The organism is Streptococcus sp. 1343, from assembly GCF_013277355.1.
Classification (GTDB): Bacteria; Bacillota; Bacilli; order Lactobacillales; family Streptococcaceae; genus Streptococcus; species Streptococcus pseudopneumoniae.
Genome location: NZ_VMMT01000053.1, coordinates 1 through 18,733 on the forward strand (window position 1 = coordinate 1; position 18,733 = coordinate 18,733).

The 18,733-nt window shown below is 40.2% G+C and carries 18 protein-coding genes, 1 tRNA gene, 1 pseudogene and 1 other annotated feature; of the genes and pseudogenes, 4 read left to right on the forward strand and 16 right to left on the reverse strand.

Annotated features, from left to right (window positions below):
• Positions 1 to 169: 169 nt before the first annotated feature.
• On the reverse strand, positions 170 to 391 hold the full coding sequence (locus tag HT709_RS07750) for a hypothetical protein (RefSeq protein ID WP_000425689.1): 222 nt from the start codon (positions 389 to 391) through the stop codon (positions 170 to 172).
• Between the two features lie 281 nt (positions 392 to 672).
• Between HT709_RS07750 and HT709_RS07755 the strand changes: the two genes are divergently transcribed.
• Positions 673 to 1,944: a replication-associated recombination protein A gene (locus HT709_RS07755; RefSeq protein ID WP_054387995.1), complete on the forward strand. Its 1,272-nt coding sequence runs from the start codon at positions 673 to 675 to the stop codon at positions 1,942 to 1,944.
• 264 nt (positions 1,945 to 2,208) lie between these two features.
• Positions 2,209 to 2,281, forward strand: a tRNA-Lys gene (locus HT709_RS07760).
• Positions 2,282 to 2,488: 207 nt separating this feature from the next.
• Here HT709_RS07760 and HT709_RS07765 read toward each other — a convergent pair.
• The 6 genes from HT709_RS07765 to HT709_RS07790 form a co-directional block, all read right to left on the reverse strand.
• A complete protein-coding gene (locus HT709_RS07765; RefSeq protein WP_054387994.1) occupies positions 2,489 to 3,808 on the reverse strand; it encodes a glycoside hydrolase family 32 protein in 1,320 nt (439 codons plus the stop codon).
• 9 nt (positions 3,809 to 3,817) lie between these two features.
• Positions 3,818 to 5,434 (reverse strand): ABC transporter substrate-binding protein, encoded by a 1,617-nt coding sequence (locus tag HT709_RS07770; protein WP_054387993.1) that lies wholly within the window; start codon positions 5,432 to 5,434, stop codon positions 3,818 to 3,820.
• 28 nt (positions 5,435 to 5,462) lie between these two features.
• Positions 5,463 to 6,353, reverse strand: a complete 891-nt coding sequence (locus HT709_RS07775; protein WP_031243260.1) for a carbohydrate ABC transporter permease — start codon at positions 6,351 to 6,353, stop codon at positions 5,463 to 5,465.
• Between the two features lie 10 nt (positions 6,354 to 6,363).
• Positions 6,364 to 7,281, reverse strand: coding sequence for a sugar ABC transporter permease (locus HT709_RS07780; RefSeq protein WP_172925654.1), 918 nt, complete (start codon positions 7,279 to 7,281; stop codon positions 6,364 to 6,366).
• A gap of 153 nt (positions 7,282 to 7,434) precedes the next feature.
• The gene (locus HT709_RS07785) at positions 7,435 to 8,436 is read right to left on the reverse strand and encodes a LacI family DNA-binding transcriptional regulator (protein WP_000230199.1); all 1,002 of its coding nucleotides are present in this window, start codon (positions 8,434 to 8,436) and stop codon (positions 7,435 to 7,437) included.
• A gap of 181 nt (positions 8,437 to 8,617) precedes the next feature.
• The gene (locus tag HT709_RS07790) at positions 8,618 to 9,073 is read right to left on the reverse strand and encodes a GNAT family N-acetyltransferase (protein WP_000586773.1); all 456 of its coding nucleotides are present in this window, start codon (positions 9,071 to 9,073) and stop codon (positions 8,618 to 8,620) included.
• A gap of 69 nt (positions 9,074 to 9,142) precedes the next feature.
• Between HT709_RS07790 and HT709_RS07795 the strand changes: the two genes are divergently transcribed.
• Positions 9,143 to 9,802, forward strand: a complete 660-nt coding sequence (locus tag HT709_RS07795; RefSeq protein WP_000565602.1) for an A24 family peptidase — start codon at positions 9,143 to 9,145, stop codon at positions 9,800 to 9,802.
• 51 nt (positions 9,803 to 9,853) lie between these two features.
• Here HT709_RS07795 and HT709_RS07800 read toward each other — a convergent pair whose 3' ends face one another.
• Both HT709_RS07800 and HT709_RS07805 read right to left on the reverse strand, forming a co-directional pair.
• Positions 9,854 to 11,005, reverse strand: coding sequence for an XRE family transcriptional regulator (locus HT709_RS07800; protein ID WP_000481761.1), 1,152 nt, complete (start codon positions 11,003 to 11,005; stop codon positions 9,854 to 9,856).
• A 14-nt stretch (positions 11,006 to 11,019) separates the two neighbouring features.
• A complete protein-coding gene (locus HT709_RS07805) occupies positions 11,020 to 11,751 on the reverse strand; it encodes a hypothetical protein (protein WP_023935659.1) in 732 nt (243 codons plus the stop codon).
• A 120-nt stretch (positions 11,752 to 11,871) separates the two neighbouring features.
• Here HT709_RS07805 and HT709_RS07810 point away from each other — a divergent pair.
• A pseudogene (locus tag HT709_RS07810) lies at positions 11,872 to 11,973 on the forward strand (prepilin peptidase); the annotation flags it as partial.
• On the opposite strand, the gene trpA reads toward HT709_RS07810, so the two are convergent.
• From trpA to trpE, 7 genes are read right to left on the reverse strand one after another with little or no spacing between them, the layout of a single operon-like run.
• Complete coding sequence (gene trpA / locus HT709_RS07815; protein ID WP_023935658.1) at positions 11,945 to 12,721, reverse strand: tryptophan synthase subunit alpha; 777 nt, start codon at positions 12,719 to 12,721, stop codon at positions 11,945 to 11,947. The pseudogene HT709_RS07810 and the gene trpA sit on opposite strands and share 29 nt — an antisense overlap.
• Positions 12,714 to 13,937, reverse strand: a complete 1,224-nt coding sequence (trpB, locus tag HT709_RS07820; protein ID WP_054387992.1) for a tryptophan synthase subunit beta — start codon at positions 13,935 to 13,937, stop codon at positions 12,714 to 12,716. Before trpB ends, trpA begins: the two co-directional genes overlap by 8 nt.
• Positions 13,915 to 14,514: a phosphoribosylanthranilate isomerase gene (locus HT709_RS07825; RefSeq protein ID WP_171043214.1), complete on the reverse strand. Its 600-nt coding sequence runs from the start codon at positions 14,512 to 14,514 to the stop codon at positions 13,915 to 13,917. The genes trpB and HT709_RS07825 overlap by 23 nt, the downstream gene beginning before the upstream one ends.
• Positions 14,501 to 15,268: an indole-3-glycerol phosphate synthase TrpC gene (gene trpC, locus HT709_RS07830; protein ID WP_138699508.1), complete on the reverse strand. Its 768-nt coding sequence runs from the start codon at positions 15,266 to 15,268 to the stop codon at positions 14,501 to 14,503. Before trpC ends, HT709_RS07825 begins: the two co-directional genes overlap by 14 nt.
• Positions 15,265 to 16,269 (reverse strand): anthranilate phosphoribosyltransferase, encoded by a 1,005-nt coding sequence (gene trpD / locus HT709_RS07835; RefSeq protein WP_172925655.1) that lies wholly within the window; start codon positions 16,267 to 16,269, stop codon positions 15,265 to 15,267. Before trpD ends, trpC begins: the two co-directional genes overlap by 4 nt.
• 10 nt (positions 16,270 to 16,279) lie before the next feature.
• Positions 16,280 to 16,846 (reverse strand): aminodeoxychorismate/anthranilate synthase component II, encoded by a 567-nt coding sequence (locus HT709_RS07840; RefSeq protein ID WP_138699506.1) that lies wholly within the window; start codon positions 16,844 to 16,846, stop codon positions 16,280 to 16,282.
• Positions 16,843 to 18,204: an anthranilate synthase component I gene (gene trpE / locus HT709_RS07845; protein ID WP_138707732.1), complete on the reverse strand. Its 1,362-nt coding sequence runs from the start codon at positions 18,202 to 18,204 to the stop codon at positions 16,843 to 16,845. Before trpE ends, HT709_RS07840 begins: the two co-directional genes overlap by 4 nt.
• Positions 18,205 to 18,275: 71 nt before the next feature.
• Positions 18,276 to 18,507, reverse strand: a binding site (T-box leader).
• Between the last annotated feature and the right edge of the window lie 226 nt (positions 18,508 to 18,733).

The window sequence follows — 18,733 nt, forward strand, 5'->3', positions numbered from 1 at the left end:
TTCAAACCACGTCAACGTCGCCTTACCGTACTCAAGTACAGCCTGCGGCTAGTTTCCTAGTTTGCTCTTTGATTTTCATTGAGTATGATTAACTCTCAAGTATTCAAAATCAGGATTTTCAACAGTTATTACAAGGAGGCGATTTACTACTTCAAAAACATCAATTATTCTATTTTTCATATTTTTTCAACCCATTATTAGAATGAACTTCTTGGTAAGCAAAATCAAGTTTAGATTTAATGTTTTCGTACAAATCTAAAATCTCTTTTGGAGTATCTTCTCGGAAGAAAAGTTTTCTTTTCCCTGAAATAACTTGATCACTAAGAATCCAATGACGAATTTGTTTTGTAAAAATCAAAATTTCCTGACTTGGTAGTTCCATCATTTCCATTGCTTATCACCTCTCTTTTCATTATAGTTCATACAATGACATTCAGCAATATTATTTCTCAAGTCAGCACTTCCACTTCTTTAGGCTCAACTATCCTATTTTGAGCTTTAAAGAAAATCAAATCTCTCATGCTGATACCTCTCCTCATTAAATTAAATAGTAAAAAAGATTCTATCTCACTCCCTGATTATTACAAAACCATTGAAATATCACAACTAATAGGCTAGAATGGATATAGTAGATGAGTCATTCTACTCAAATCCACGCTAGAAAGGACTGCTATGCCAGACAATCTCGCGCTTCGCATGCGCCCTAAAACCATCGACCAGGTCATCGGTCAGGAGCATCTGGTCGGACCTGGAAAAATCATCCGCCGCATGGTGGAAGCCAACCGCCTGTCCTCCATGATTCTATATGGCCCTCCGGGAATCGGCAAAACCAGTATTGCCTCTGCCATCGCTGGAACGACCAAGTATGCCTTTCGAACTTTCAATGCGACAGTTGATAGTAAAAAGCGACTGCAAGAAATTGCGGAAGAGGCTAAATTCTCTGGTGGTCTCGTCCTATTACTAGACGAGATTCATAGACTAGATAAAACCAAGCAGGACTTCCTCTTGCCTCTCTTGGAAAGCGGACTGGTCATCATGATTGGCGCTACGACTGAAAATCCTTTCTTCTCGGTCACTCCTGCCATCCGTAGCCGAGTTCAAATTTTTGAGTTAGAACCTCTGTCTAACCAAGACGTCAAAGAGGCCCTGCAGATAGCTCTAAGTAACCCTGAGCGTGGTTTTGATTTTCCAGTAGAACTAGATGAGGATGTGCTGGATTTCATCGCAACCTCTACAAACGGAGACCTGCGCTCTACCTTTAACTCGCTGGACCTGGCTATTCTCTCTACCCCTGAGAATGACGAGGGCATTCGCCATATCACCCTTGATATCATGGAAAATAGCCTGCAGCGGAGTTATATTACTATGGACAAAGATGGGGATGGACACTACGATGTCCTCTCAGCCCTGCAAAAGTCTATCCGTGGCTCGGATGTGGATGCTAGTCTCCACTATGCTGCCCGCTTGATTGAGGCTGGTGATTTGCCAAGTCTCGCTCGACGCTTGACCGTTATCGCCTATGAAGATATCGGTTTGGCCAACCCTGAAGCCCAGATTCATACCGTGACTGCTCTGGATGCTGCACAAAGGATTGGATTCCCAGAAGCCCGCATTCTCATTGCCAATGTCGTGATTGATTTGGCCCTTTCTCCAAAATCCAACTCAGCCTATGTAGCTATGGATAAGGCACTTGCTGACCTCAAAACATCAGGGCACTTGCCTATTCCGCGACACCTGCGTGATGGGCACTACAGTGGAAGCAAGGAACTTGGCAATGCCCAAGACTATCTCTATCCACACAACTATCCTGGAAATTGGGTCAAGCAAGACTATCTGCCAGAAAAAATTCGTAATCATCACTATTTCCAAGCAGAAGATACTGGTAAATATGAACGGGCCTTGGCTCAAAGAAAGGAAGCTATCGACCGTTTGCGAAAAATCTGAAATCCTTTTCAAAAAATTGCACTTTCCTCTTGATTTTTTTTGAAAAAGTGGTATCATATAAGTATAGAAACGCTGTGGTGTACGACTTCACACTTAAGTGTTGACCGACTATTTTTTGTATTATTAGGGAAACAAAAGTCTTCTAACAGCATGTAGGCCGTCTCACACGGAAACAGCTTCAGTTAGAGCGAGTTGCCCACCTGCTTAATTGCGCGGGTTCAATACAAACCGTGAAGTTTCGGCACCAATACAGCTTTTTTCTTTGCCTCCTTAGCTCAGCTGGCAGAGCAGCGGACTCTTAATCCGTGGGTCACAGGTTCGATCCCTGTAGGAGGCATATAAATACAACAGGAAAAGTCTTGGAACCAAGGTTTTTTTGCTTAAATAAAATTTTTTTCAAATTCTTTAGAAAACTAGCTTAAATCATAATCCAACACCAATTTTACAAATACCATAAACTAAGCTTATATACCCAAAACACAAAAAGTCCTCTTTCCACTATTTTAGAAAGAGAACTTTTTCTTTAGGAGAAATAACTTAATTTTTAATCAATTCGTGATAGCTCAGCTGGCACCGTTAAGTAATAAGTTGCAGTCAAGCTTGCTTCACCTTGATTGACAAAAATCTCGATGGAATTTTTATCTAGAACAACTTCCAATTCTTTAGCTTCAATATCTACATACCGTCGACTAGTGTCCTGTTCTTCTTCACCTAGAATTTTTTGAACAAGATGGCTACGATCAATGTAAACTTGCTGCGCATTACTGTCATAACCAAATTCAAGATAATCTGTATCATTTCCTAAGTGGAAATGACAATCTTTATCTATTTGGATTTGATATTGGCCTTTTTTAACAGGGAATTGTCTTAGTTTGCCATCTTCCAATCTTAGAATTCTAGGTAAAGTCATGACACCAGCCCATTTGTGTTCTTGGTCATGGGTTGGAAGGGTACGCCCCCATGTCTGCATCCAAGCAATCAGGATACGATGATTTTGATCGTCCAACAATGTTTGAGGCGCATAGAAGTCTTGGCCATGATCAATTTCTTGAACTGATTCTGGAATAAAAAGTTTTTCTTCCCAATCTACCTTACCCGTGAACAAAACCGATGAATTGATGTTATGATATGAGTCTCCCTCACGCTGATAACGCATGGGTGACATAATAAGGCAATCCTTCCCATCTAACTCAAAGTAATCTGGGCATTCCCACATGAAGCCTTGGTGTTCTATCCCTTTTAAAAAGATGGATTCGAACTGCCATTCTACTAGGTTATCGGACCCTAGTAGAACGATACAGCCCACGTTATCCTTGTGTTTAGCAGCTACTACGGAGTAATAGCGTCCATCTTTTTCAAAGAGTTTTGGATCACGGAAATCAGCAGCAATCAACTCATCTGGCAAGTCTGCTCCAGTTGCAACTGGATTTTGTTCAATCTTTTCAAAGTGAATCCCATCGTCTGAAAATGCTATATTTTGCACTTGACGAACACCGGTTTCTTCTTCGATGTTTCCAGTATACATGAGCCAGAGGCGATCGTCTTTGACAATTGCAGAGCCTGAGAAGCAACCATTGCTGTCGTAGTCTTGGTCAGGAGCAAGTGCCACTGGCAAGTGCTCCCAAGTCACCAAGTCCTTACTTTTAGCATGTCCCCAGTGCATAGGTCCCCAAACACTATCATATGGATAGAATTGATAAAAGAGATGGTATTCTCCACGAAAATAGACAAATCCATTTGGATCATTGATCCAACCAATCTCAGCTGAAAAATGTTCTTCAGGCTTATATTGAGTATTAACGAGATGTTTATTTTCTGCTATAAAACGATTGGCTTTTTCTACTGTGTATTTCTTATCTCCCATAATCAACCTCTAGTTTTTGTTTGCTTGGTATTGGTCGTAGTATTTTTGTTTAATAGCGAGGTAATCAGAAAGTCCGTATTTTTCAAGTTCTTTCTTGTAATCATCCCACTCAGTATCAATATTGCCATTTACAATCCATTCAGCACGTTTACGGTAGATATAGTCATTCATATCTGCTTCGATATGGGCAATTTTGTCCAAATCTTCCTGTGTCATAAAGACTCTTGGATAGTTATTGTCATTGCTCATGTAAGGAACATAATATTCTTTGATAAGATCCAAACGCCATTTGGCATCATCAGGCATGGTTGTTACTTTACCATAGTATGAATCTAGGATAGCTAGTGGTCCTCCTACTTCAGTCTTTTGACGAAGTTCTGCTGGTGCAGTTCCGTTTAGTGGTAAGTGTTTTAGACTATTTGACGCTTGATCCAATTCAAAGATGTTTTGTTGTTTGTCATCTCCGTAAGTTCCCCAGTTATTTTGCACAGATTGGAGTGGAGCGTATTGTGCATCAATCCATTTAGCTGTCAATTCTAGGTTTTTGTTTACACTGGTAATAACCATCTTGTCACGTGCAAATCCCATACCGTTTGTACGAGCTACGTGTTTTTGACCACTTGGTCCAGCAAGTACTGGTAAAACATCATAACTTTCATTACTTCCAGTAACATTACTCTTATCCCATGTAAAGTAAACACCAAATTTCTGATCATGACCTTTAGCAATGTAACTATTCCAATCATGTTCGAAAGCTTCTTTATCAATCAAGCCTTTTTCTTGCAATTGACGGATAAATTTGACACCTTCTTTATAGTTATCATTATCTGCTGTGAAATCAACTTTGCCATCATTTCCTACTACTAAATGATCATCGTTATCCCCTATACCAAATGCAGCAAATAGGAATTTAAAATCTTCGTTTCCGTTACCACTAATAAATGAAAATGGAATTTCATCAGCCTCTCCATTTCCATTTGGATCCCCGTTTTTGAAAGCTTCTAGGACTTTAATCAAATCATCAGTAGTTTTTGGCATTTCAAGACCAAGTTTCTTAAGCCAATCTTTGTTAATCCAAGCCATATCGTTGACGCTGTGAATAGACTCTTTACCATCTCCAAGCTCTTCAATCCATGGGAATGAGTAAATGTGCCCATCAGGTGCTGTCATCAAGGCCTTGTACTCTGGTTTCTCATCCAAAATTTTCTTAAGATTTGGCATGTATTTATCAATCAAATCTTCAACTGGAATAATAACACCTTTTTTAGCCCAGTTCATCAAGTCCACATCTGAAGCTCCGTCGTTGTGGATAGCATCTGGTAAATCACCACTAGAAATATCCAAGTTACGTTTTTCTGCAAAGTCGGATTGGTAGTTGGTCCAGTCAATATGAACGCCAGTTTCCTTCTCCAAACGTTGCAAAATTAACTTTTCATTTGGGTCTTTTGGTGCTAGAGGTGAACTAGCTGTCATAAACTTCAATGTTTTCTTTTCTTGAAGCGGGAATGTTACACCTTCCAACTTATAATCTGGACTTGAAGCTGTATTTTTTGAGCCACAGGCTGCAAGTACTGCTAAACTAGCTGTCAACAAAACTGCTGATTTTGAGAATGTTTTGAATTTCATGAGAAAACTCCTTTTATTTTTTCTTTTTTTATCCTTTAAGTAAACCAGCCATAATTCCTTTATCAAAGTATTTTTGGAAGAATGGATACATAACAATCAATGGCAAGCTAGAAATGACAATAGTTGCGTATTTAATCAATTCAGCTAAACGTTTCATTTCATTCATAGCCGCTTGTGCTCCAATCATGTCTTGACCTGGTTGGCTCTGAATGAGAATTTTACGAAGTACTAGTTGCAATGGTTCCAAGTTTGGATCCTTGATATAAATCATTGCATCAAAGTATGAGTTCCACTGGCCGACAAAAGCATAGAGGAAGAGAACAAACATAATTGGTTTTGCAAGAGGAAGCATGATTTTGAAGAAAATCTGTAAATCATTTGCACCATCAATGACCGCTGCTTCAACTAATTCTTCAGGCAATCCTTGGAAATAAGCCCTAGCAAGAATAATATTCCAAACATTGACAGCACCTGGAACAATGATAGCCCATGGAGTATTCAGCATGCCCAAATCTTTTACCAGCAAGTAAGTTGGGACTAAACCACCACCAAAGAACATGGTTACAATCAAGAAGTAGTTAATCCAACGGCGCCCTACCAAGTCTTTCTTAGAAAGAGGATAAGCTGTAAACACAGATAGCAAGACTGTTAAAGCCGCAAAGCCAAAAGAGTATAGTAGAGAATTGATAAAACCTCTTAGAATAGATTGGTCACTGAATACACGCTGGTAACCTTCTACCGTCCAATCGGCTGGATTAAAGCTAATCCCTCTACTAACCAGAACCTTAGGATCCATAAAGGATGCTACGACGATATAAAGTAAAGGAAGTAAGGTTATCAAAACGATAAAGACAATAATGATTTTATTTAAGAGTAAGATACGTCTATCAAATTTTGTATCCATAATCGAATTTTTCATGCTTCCCTCCTTAAATTCCTTCACCATTATTCACGCGTTTAACGATTTGGTTAACCGCGACTAGCAATACTACGTTAATCACTGCATTAAACAAACCAACCGCTGTTGAGTAAGAATAGTCTCCTGATACAAGACCAACTTTATAGACATATGTAGAGATAATTTCAGAAGTTGGCAAGTTCAACGATGTCTGCATCAGGAATGCTTTTTCATATCCGACATTCATGATTCCACCTGCAGCTAAAACAAATTGGATAACCATAATAGGCTTAAGAGCTGGAATATCAATGTGCCAGATTCGTTGGAAGATATTGGCTCCATCCAGTCGTGCTGCTTCTACTAAGGCTGGATCTACATTTACCAACGTTGCCGTGTAGAGCGTTGAAGCCCACCCCATTCCTTGCCAGATACCACTAAAGATGTATAAAGGTCTAAAGAAGTCTGGATTTGTCAAGAAGTCAGCCTTCATTCCAAACATAGAGAGAAAATTGTTAATTGGTCCTCCCACTGAAAAGAAAAGGAAAATCATACCAACGATAACAACGACTGAGATAAAGTTTGGTGCGTATAAAATGAGCTGAATTCGTTTTTTAACTTTTTCACTCAAGAGTTGATTGAGCATAATAGCAAGAATGATTGGTGGTAAAAAGCCAAGCAATAAACCATAGATACTTAATTTTAAAGTATTGGCTAACAAGATACCAAAGTTGGGAGAGGATATGAATTTTGTAAACTCAGAAAAACCAATCCAATCACTCCCTAAAATTCCTTTTAAGGGATTGTAATCTTTAAATGAGATTAAAACCCCGTACATAGGAATGTATTTAAAGATAAAGGTTAAAACTAAACCAGGGACAGTCATCAATAACAAGAGTTTTTGTTTCTTGATTCTTTCCCAAAGAGAAACTTGCTTCGCTTTGCTATTCATAGCAACCTCCTTTTTTGAAACGTTTCATTTTTGGTCGAAAAAGATAACGCTTGGCGCTGTCTATTTGTTTTGTTTTTGAAACGTTTCATTTTTGTTTTAAAAAAATAAATCTTTTTTTATCTGAATTCATTCTAACATTGTTAGCGTTTTCTGTCAAGACTTATTTTCATTTTTTGTTGTTTTTCCTTCAACAAATTTCACTGGTAGGATTGTCTGCAAATTAACAGTCTTTCCATCAATAATATCAAACAAAATCCGAACCGCTTCTTTTGCCATTTCTTCCAATGGTTGTTCAATAGTTGAAAGTAGATAATCTCTATCTCCAGCCATTTTAATTCCATCGTATCCAATAATTTGGACATCATGAGGAATACGTTTACCATTTTTTTCTAGTATATCAATAACATCTAAAGCTGCAAAGTCGTTAATTGTAAAAATTCCATCTATAGAATGATTGTCTTCCAAGAAACTCTCTAGCTTTCCATGATAGTCAGTAACTGTCTCATCCAAATCAAAAATACTAAGAGGTATTTTATGCTCTTGGACATACTTTTCAAAGGAAATTCTACGACGTTTGGTTTCATTAATGGTTGTATTATGTCCGCCCACAAAGGCTAAATGCTGACATCCTTTACTAATTAATTGTTTAGCTGCTTCTCTTCCACCTGCATCATTATCTGATGAAACACAAGGAATGGCAATATCTGAGTATGTGCGGTCAATACTAACAAAGGGAATTCCTGACGTCAAGTAATGTTCAATTGGACTATAGGTAATGGCAACCACTCCATCAACTTTATTATGACGCAACATCTCCAGATAGTCTTGCTCTCTATTTGTACCATTGATAGAACATAAGAGTAATTTGTTATTTCTCTTATAGACTTCATTTTCCACATGCATAGCAAATTCTGAAAAGAAGGGATGCCAGATACTTGGTACAATGATTGCAATCGTTTCTGTTCGATTTTTTTTCATTCCTCTAGCATAGTAATCTGGAATGTAATTCAAAGTTTTAATCGCTTGCTCCACTTTTTTCAAGGTTACTTCTTTAATGCCTTTTTCTTTATTAATCACACGTGAAACTGTTCCAACACTAACTCCTGCTTCTAAAGCAACATCTTTCATGGTAATTGATTTTCTTTGTTCTACCATCTTATCACCTCCTTTCAATATATAGTATCATGCAAACGCTTTTTTAGCAACTATTTCTCAATCATTTTTGTCCAGACCCTTTTTCCCATCATGAATAAAATCACTCCAATCGGCTTTCTAAAATCCCATCAATTTCATATATAGGAATCTACCAACCACAGGAAAAGACTTTGTTTGCTTTCTATCTCCTCTTTTTCATAATATATTTCCGTACAGGTGCTTCAACCATTTGAACGATTTCAAATCCTTCTTTTTGGTAAAGATTCTGAGCTCTTTGATTTGCTTCGAGGACATTTAAAGAAATACTGTCTATATCTTCATTTTCAAAGGCCAAACTAACAAATTTCCTTAAAGCCTGCCTACCTAAGCCCTGCCCCTGTTTCTGGGGGTTGATAAAGAATCTTCCAATATGAAGATTGCTGTCTTCTAGCCTGATTTTCTGGATAAGCCCGACAAACTCGTGTCCATCAAAGATTGAAAAGACTCCTTCCAAGTCTTGCAAGGCTTGAAGGGTCAGTGGAAAAGGAATCCTTGGTCCCATCCATTGTTCTTGAAAGGATTTGCCAAGGGAGTTGGACCATTGGCATACGAGCTGAGCGTTTTCTGTGCTCACCTTTTCTTCAAAACGAATTATCATCTTGACCTCACCATCTTATCTATGTCTCTCCATTATACTACTTCTCCTATTTTTTACGAATAGATAAGTATGATTGATATTTATTTTTTTCTTGTCGGGAGTATTCTCGCTTCCTTTCTTGGTTTGGTCATTGACCGTTTTCCAGAGCAATCCATTATCAGTCCAGCCAGTCACTGCGATTCCTGTCAGACTCGCTTGCGTCCCTTAGATTTGATTCCGATTCTCTCACAGGTCTTCAATCGCTTTTGCTGTCGCTACTGCAAGGTCCGCTATCCTGTCTGGTATGCCCTCTTTGAACTAGGCTTAGGACTCCTCTTTCTGCTTTACTCTTGGGAATTACTTTCCTTGAGTCAAGTCATCCTAATCACTGCTGGTTTGACCTTGGGCATCTACGACTTTCGCCATCAGGAATATCCCTTACTGGTCTGGATGACTTTCCACCTAATCCTAATAGCTTCCTCTGGCTGGAATCTGGTCATGATCTCCTTCCTCATACTTGGAATTTTGGCTCATTTTATCGATATCCGCATGGGTGCAGGGGATTTCCTTTTTTTAGCTTCTTGCGCTCTCGTCTTTAGCGCAACAGAATTGCTCATCTTGATTCAGTTTGCTTCTGCAACGGGGATTCTAGCCTTTCTCCTGCAAAAGAAAAAGGAAAGACTTCCTTTCGTGCCTTTCCTCTTACTCGCTGCTTGTGTGATTATTTTTGGTAAGCTACTGCTTGTTTGATAAAGTCCAATTTCTGCCATATGTCCTTCATGAAATTATTTCACAGTTGAATTATAAATTATTTCTTTTGTACAAAGGAATGATGTTATCAAATCGATCTGTTCTTTTATCTTCTTGATACTGATCAAAAAATTTCATTTCGACTGAAAATATTTCGCTTATAAACTGTAAACGAATACTTTGTTTAGACATTATAGTCGCTAGACTGACTAGATGATTACTCAAAACGACGTCCAGAATACTCTTTACTTTGCTTGGTTTTTTAACAAAAATTTGATCATCCAGAGGTTCTATCATTTTGTAACCTTTTTGCGCAATTTGACGATAAAAGTAAGAATGTTGCTTTGGAGTCAATAATCCTAACTTAAAAGCTCGATACTCTAAAGCCTGTATCGAAACATTCAAATCCGACTTCAATAAAATATAACTATCAGGATTGCTGACACGCTTGCCAACCCTCTCTTCAAATTTGACTAAAAACTCTTCTTTTGGCAATAAAAAACATGATGCAAAATAATTTGCTTCTTGCTCCAAACGATCGCCATCTTCATTCATATCTTTATATTTGTGTAAAAGAATATGTCCTAGCTCATGAGCTAAGTCAAAATTTCGACGTACAGATGATTTATTCGTTCCCAACACAATATAAGGTCTTCCCAATTTTGACCATGCGCTATAAGCATCAGCTTGACCATTAATTAATCGTTCCACGATATAGATGCCTGAACGTTCTAATTTATAAAGCAAATCATGATTATCTTTTGAAATACCTAATTTTTCCCTGGCATAAAGAGCCAATTCCTCAATGGATTTTCCCTTATGATAAGATTCACTCACTACATTACTTAGGTCATGAATTGTAATATTAGGTATAATTACAAAACTTTCAAAATAATCAATCAAACTATCTACCTTATGTAAATACATAGTTTGAATATCTATTGTTTTCCGTGTTGCTAGGTCTGCATTTCTAAAGGCAATTACAGAAGAATCAAATCGAATGCTCTCCTCTTCCTGTTCAAAATAAGTTAAATCAACATGAAATTGGTTAGCCAAATGCATTTTGGTTGATAATTTAGGTTTCGTTTCGTTGGACTCAAACTGCCAAATGGCTTGTTCCGTTAAATTAATTCTCTGAGCCAATTCTGCTCTACTTAAACCATTTAACAGCCGTAATTCTTTCAATACCCGACCATTAAACATTTACATACTCCTTACTACTTTTGACCTTCTTGTTTTTCTATTCTTGGAATAATTTCAAAATCTTCTGTTTCCGATAATTCTGAAAAATTAGGAATATCTTGATATTTAGCTTCTTCGAAATGGTACGAACTTGATTGAATATACTCAGACAAATCTTGAATCAAGTGTAACTGACCAGTTCGTGCATCAGGCATAACAACATCTACAGATATAATATTGTTTTCTGAGTCTGCCTCATAAGTTAAAATCATAAATTTTTCGATATTCGAATTTTTGGTAGCTTGTTCAATTTCTTGAATCATTTCATCAGAAACTAACTCCATCTGAATTGGAAAGGAATGACTATCTTCATCATTTTTGTAGGAAGAATGTTGATTAAGATAAAGTGTATTCATCTGAGCATATTCAAATAAGTAGCCACTCTTATTTTTTTGTACCAAAGGAAATTGGTTCGTAAGTCGCTTCTTACCCTTTATAATTAACAATACTTTCCCATATTTTTCTGTATTTGTTTCAAATTCTAAATATCCCCAAGTCTGTCCTGCTAATTGTAATTTATACTCAAACAAATCTGCTGATGCAAATGCAGTATCAATATGATTAGGTCGCGTCCATGCATAACCATTCGACACTATCATTGTCTCTCTTTTTTCTAGACGTTCATCGACATAATCTTTTTGACCTTTCATCAAAGTATCTACAATTTTTTGTGCCTTGAGCGAATCAAAGAGATCCTGATTTAACATAATTCTTCCTCCTCCGAATACTTTTTAATGAATTATATCATTTTCTTAAAGAAATTACTACAATAATTAGCTTTTTCTTAAAGTTTCATATCAGAGTAATTTGGCAAATGATATCTAAAACTAGCCTTTCTCCTACAAAAGAAAAAGGAAAGACTTCCTTTCGTGCCTTTCCTCTTACTTGCTGCTTGTGTGATTATTTTTGGTAAGCTACTGCTTGTCTGATAAAGTCCTGAATTGGCTCTCCTTGATGGAGAGCTTTTACAATTTTCGAACCAACGATAACGCCATCTGACACCGCATTAAAGCGTTCTACATCAGCTTGACTAGATACCCCAAATCCTGTCAAGACTGGGATGTCAGCCACTTGATGCAATTGTGCCAAGTGCTTATCCAAATCTGCGCGGTAATTGCCTGATTTCCCTGTCACCCCATTGATGGCAACAGCATAGACAAATCCTTCTGCTCCTTCAATCAACTCTTTCTGGCGCTCAAGTCCTGTTGTCAAACTAACTAGGGGTATCAAGGCAATGTCTGTATCTGCCAAAAATGGTTCTACAAAGTTGGCATGTTCATGAGGCAGGTCTGGGATAATCAAGCCCTTAACCGCTGTATCTACCAAATCTTTGACAAAGTTCTCCACACCGTACTGAAAGAGGGGGTTGAAGTAGGTCATGATGACCAGCGGAACCTCTGTTTCAATGGTTTTCAAGGTTTCAACCAAAGCCTGGGTAGAAGTCCCGTGGGCTAAACTACGCAAGCCAGCTTCTTCTATAACAGGTCCATCTGCGACAGGATCTGAAAAGGGAATGCCCACTTCAATTGCAGAGACACCCAAATCTTCTAAAAAGTGAATTGTTTCAGCAAGACCGTCCAAACCTTTTTCGTGGTCACCAGCCATGATATAAGGAACGAAAATTCCTTTTCCAGTTGCTTTTATAGCATTCAATTTTTCTGTTAGTGTCTTAGGCATGAGCTTCTCCCTTCTTTGCTGCATCTGCTTCCAAGCGGTCTTTGACTTGAACCACATCCTTGTCCCCACGACCCGATAGGCAGACAATCATAGACTTTTCTGGTCCAAGTTCTTTGGCCAATTTCACTGCAAAGGCGATAGCATGGCTAGATTCCAAGGCTGGGATAATCCCTTCCACACGAGACAAGAGTTGGAATCCTTCCAAGGCTTCTTCGTCCGTCACAGGAACATAGCTGGCACGTTTGATATCGTGGTAGTGAGAATGTTCTGGACCGATACCAGGATAGTCCAAACCTGCCGAGATAGAGAAGGCTTCAAGAATTTGACCATGAGCATCTTGGAGTACATCCATGAGGGAACCGTGAAGGACACCCGGACGACCCTTGGTCAAGGTAGCTGCGTGGTGCTCTGTGTCTACACCAAGTCCAGCTGCTTCAGCCCCATACATAGCTACTGACTCATCTTCTACAAATGGATGGAAGAGACCGATGGCATTCGACCCACCACCAACACAGGCTACTAGGGCATCTGGGAGATCTTGACCTGTCATATCGCGATACTGTTGTTTAGCTTCTCTACCGATGACACTTTGGAAGTCACGAACGATTTCTGGGAATGGATGAGGCCCCAAGGCAGAACCAAGGATATAGTGGGTGTCGTCGATATTTGCCACCCATGAACGAAGGGCTGCATTGACCGCATCCTTGAGCACGCGCGAACCGTCTGTCACTGCCTCAACCTTGGCTCCCAAAAGCTCCATACGGAACACATTGAGGGCTTGGCGTTTGACATCTTCCTCACCCATGTAGATAGTACATTCCATGTTAAAGAGGGCTGCAGCAGTTGCAGTTGCCACACCGTGCTGACCAGCACCTGTTTCAGCGATAATTTTCTTTTTGCCCATGCGTTTAGCCAGAAGAACTTGTCCCAAGGCATTGTTAATCTTGTGAGCCCCTGTATGGTTGAGGTCTTCCCGTTTAAGATAAATCTTGGCTCCGCCGATATGCTGGGTCAAGTTTTTTGCGTAGTAAAGAGGAGTTTCACGCCCCACATACTGGCGTAAGAGTTGGTTCAATTCCTCTTGGAAACTTGGGTCTGCCTGACTTTCACGGTAAGCCTTCTCCAACTCCAAAACTGCTGTCATCAATGTTTCTGGGACAAAACGTCCGCCGAATTTTCCGTAAAATCCATCTTTATTTGGTTCTTGATATGTCATTCTTTACCCTCTCTATAAATCTTCTAATCTTTTCATGATTTTTTTGTCCATCTGTCTCCACTCCGCTCGATACATCTACTGCATAGGGAGTAAAGTGTTGAATTGCTTTTACTACATTGTCTTCATTAAGCCCACCTGCGATAAAGAAAGGCTGAGTTAGTCCAATCGTATCCAGTTGACCCCAGTCAAAGGTCTGACCACTCCCAGCCACAGGGGCATCAAAGAGTAGATAGTCTGCCTGAGAATTGGGCACATGACCCTCTCCATCCACCTGCACAGCCTGAATACTGGCACAAGGCAAATTCTCAAACAAATCATCCGCCACCTGACTGTGAACTTGAACCAAGTCTAGGCCAACTTTTTCAATCGCTTCTAGCAGTTCTGCCCGACTTGGTGAAACAAATACACCAATCTTTTTGACATCTGCAGGAATAAGCTTTGCCATCTCAGCAGCCTCTTCCAAAGTCACCTGTCTTTTACTAGCTGCAAAGACAAAACCGATGTAGTCGGCTCCTGCTGAAACGGCTGTTTCCACCGCTTCTTTGGTCGATAGTCCACAAATCTTAACCTTTGTCAATTTGCAACTCCTTGATTCTTTGAGCCACATCCTCTGCCTGCATAAGAGCTGTCCCAACCAAAATTCCGTTAAAGTATGGCGCTACTCGTTCCGCATCCTGCCCTGTGAAAATAGCAGATTCAGAAATGTACAAGCAATCATCTTTGAAATGTTTAGCCAAATTTACACTGGTCTGCAAGTCAACTTTAAAGGTGGTCAAGTTGCGATTATTGACCCCGATAATTTGAGCCCCAAGGCGGTGAGCCACCTCTAGTTCAGCTAGATTGTGGGTTTCCACCAAAACTTCCAGACCAAGCTCTGTCGCATAGTCATACAGTTCCTTGAGACGTTCTTCTGACAAGGCGGCTACAATGAGCAGGATGACTGTTGCACCTGCATTGCGAGCTCGAATGATTTGCTTTTCATCAATGATAAAGTCCTTGTTAAGCGTCGGAATCTGTACCTGACTGGAAATATCCCGTAGATAATCCAAATGTCCTTTAAAGAAAAACTCATCAGTCAGAACAGAAATCATCACTGCGCCGTTCGCTTCATAAGTCTGGGCCTGTTGTACAATATCCACATCGAGATTGATATCTCCCAGACTAGGGCTAGCTTTCTTAACTTCGGCGATTACCTGCAAACGTTCTTGATGATTCTTCAAAAAGTCAGCCAAGCGATAGGTTTGGCGCAGGGGTTTGATTTCCTCCAGCTCCATCTGCTCAACCTCACGCGCCTTCTGCTCCAAAATTCGTGCTAAAAATTCCTGACTCATTTTTGGTACTCCTGTAACAGTCTGAGTTTTTCAAGGGCCTTGCCACTAGCAATCACTTCGCGGGCCAAGGCAACTCCTTCCTTGATGCTATCAACTTTACCATTAGCATAGAAACCAAGACCAGCATTCAAGACTGTCGTTTCCAAGAATGGACTTGCTTCGTTTTTCAGAACGCTAAGCAAAATTTCTGCATTTTCCTGAGCATTCCCACCACGAATATCTTCCATAGCATAGCCTTCCATTCCCAAATCCGCTGGACTAAAGCTTGACAAGCTGATTTCGCCATTTTCAAGAAGTGCAATCTTGGTTGTTCCGTTCAAGCCAGCTTCGTCCAATCCTTCTGGCCCAGCAACCACGATGGCACGTTTGCGACCCATATTTTTCAAAACCTGAGCTGTACTTTCTAGGAGTTCTGGACGACTAATTCCAAGAAGCTGTGTTTCTAAAGCCATTGGATGAATCAGTGGACCAGTCAAGTTCATAATCGTTGGAATTCCCAATTCCAAACGAGCTGGCATGATGTATTTCATTGCTGGGTGCATATTTTTTGCAAAGAGAAAGACAATTCCAGTTTTATCAAAGACCTTACCTAGTTCAGCTGGTTTGAGGTCTAGGTTGATGCCCAAGGCTTCGAGGACATCTGCAGAACCAGATTTAGAAGAAATCGAGCGGTTACCGTGTTTTGCCATATGAACACCGCCACCAGCCAAGACAAAGGCTGCAGTTGTGGAAATATTAAAACTGAAAGACTTGTCTCCACCTGTACCACAGTTGTCCATGGCATCATGAATTTCAGTTGGAATATGTTGGGCATGTCCTCTCATGACTTGAGCAATGGCTGTGCGTTCTTCAGGTGTTTCCCCCTTCATCTTAAGAGCCAAAAGGAGAGAAGCGATCTGCGCCTCCGTTACACGCCCAGTTACGATACGCTCAATGACATCCGTCATTTCCACACCTGATAAATTTTCAAATTTTGCTAGTTTTTCAATAATCTCTTTCATCCTAGTTTCCTCACTTTACAACCTTCTCGATAAAATTCCGAATAGAAGACAAGCCATCTGGCGTTCCAATGCTCTCTGGATGGTACTGGAAGCCATAAATCGGCAGGTTTTTGTGTTGAATCCCCATGATGGCTTGGTCATCAGTCGAACGAGCTGTCACTTCAAAGTCTTCTGGCATTTCTTCAATTAAAATGCTGTGGTAACGCATGACCGCACGGCCATTCTCGATACCTTGATACAAAACAGATGGCGCTTCAAAGCTGATATTGCTCTGTTTCCCATGCATGACTTTTGGAGCCAAGCCTAACTTACCACCAAATACTTCTGCAATGGCTTGGTGGCCCAAACAAATCCCAAGAATCGGCTTCTTGCCAGCAAAGTCACGAATCATGTCTTCCATCTTTCCAGCATCAACTGGCCAACCAGGACCAGGAGAAAAGACCAGACCATCTGCTTTTTCAGCTTCTTCATACAGCTTGGGATCATCATTTCTCAAGACCTGAACTTCTTCAAAATTCCCAATGTATTGGGCCAAGTTATAGGTAAAAGAATCATAGTTGTCAATCAATAAAATCATGGTCTTAGTTCTCCAATTCTAGTCATAGATTTTGCTTTGTTAATGGTTTCTTGGTATTCGTTTTGGGCGATAGAGTCGTAGACAATCCCTGCCCCAGCCTGCACATAGGCTCTTTGATTTTTGAGAATCATGGTTCGGATGGCAATGGCCAAATCCATATCACCCGTCGCAGACAAGTAGCCGATTGCTCCTGCATATACGCCCCGTTTTTCCGTTTCCAGTTCATAGATGCGTCTCATAGCTCGAATCTTTGGTGCTCCAGAAACGGTTCCAGCAGGAAGCGTTGATTTCAAGGCATCCATAGCAGTGAGTTCTGGAAGCAAACGCCCCTTGACCACGCTGGTCAAATGCATAACATAGCGGAAGAGCTCCACTTCCATATACTTAGTGACTTGGACACTGGCCGTTTCAGAGATGCGGCCAATATCATTTCGTCCCAAGTCTACTAACATTCGATGTTCTGCTGTTTCCTTCTCATCAGAAAGCAGGTCTGTCGCCAAAGTCTTGTCCTCTTCATCCGTAGCTCCTCTTGGTCTCGTACCTGCAATCGGATTAGTTGTCACGATGCCATTCTTGACGGAAACCAAACTTTCTGGACTGGCTCCGATGATTTGATAATCCCCAAAGTCATAGAAATAGAGGTAATTGGATGGATTGGTCACGCGGAGATTTCTGTAGAAGTCAAATGGATTTCCAGTAACTTCTGCTGAGAAGCGCTGGCTGAGTACGCATTGGAACATATCACCATTACGAATCAAGTCGCGAGCTGTTTCTACCATTCCCTCAAACTTCTGAGGAGCGATATGCGGTTTGAAGTCTAACGGAGATAGATCCAAGTCTTCAAATTCATTTGGAGCAGGAATGCGTAATTCCTCAAGCACTTGGTTCAAGGATTTTTCCAAGGCCTCTTGACTGCGCTCACTATAAAGTGCATCCTCTATGACATGTATCTTCTCCTTCTTGTGGTCAAAGACCATATAGCTCTCATAGACAAAGAAATGCATGTCTGGCGTCCCAATTGTATCCTCAGGGATTTGACCAATTTCTTCATAAAGCGAAATCATATCGTAACCGACAAAACCAATTGCCCCACCACCAAAAGGTAGCTCTGAGTGGTGCTGACTCTTATGAATCACTTCATAAAGGAAATCCAAGGGATCCCGATCAATCACTTGACCATTTTGATAGAGAACCCCATTTTCAAACTTAATCTCAAAAACTGGATTATAGGCTAGGATAGAAAAACGAGCTGTTTCCTTGTCTCTCGGAATACTCTCTAAAATAACCTTATGTTGCCCCTTTAAGCGCATATAAGCCAAGATTGGTGATAAGACATCTCCATGAATGATTCGTTCCATTGTAATTTCCCTTTCAGTTCTACTTCTAGTCCGTGGTGACTGTATGAAAAATCCCCACGCAAAACAACTTGCGTGAGGACGAAATTCGCGGTGCCACCTCAATTATAGGATTTCTCCTATCTCTCATTCCTGTCTCAGATAGCTCCTGTAACAGGCTGTGCGATAAAGGGCACTCCCTTGAGAATTATGTTTTCTTCTCTCGTTTCAGATGGACCCAACCTTACAGCTTTCTCTGCTTGTTTCCAGCAACCACAAGCTCTCTGTGAGAGAAAGGACTGTAATTTTTCCATCTTTTATTTTTTAGCTTCTAAGTAATCTGCAATCGCAGCTACGTCCTTGTCCCCACGACCAGAGACATTGATGAAGAGATGTTCATCTCGGTACACCTTTATACTCTTCGAAAATCTCTTCAAACCGCGTCAACTTCACCTTGCCGTAGGTATGGTTACTGACTTCGTCAGTTCTATCTGCAACCTCAAAACAGTGTTTTGAGCTGACTTCGTCAGTTCTATCTGCAACCTCAAAACAG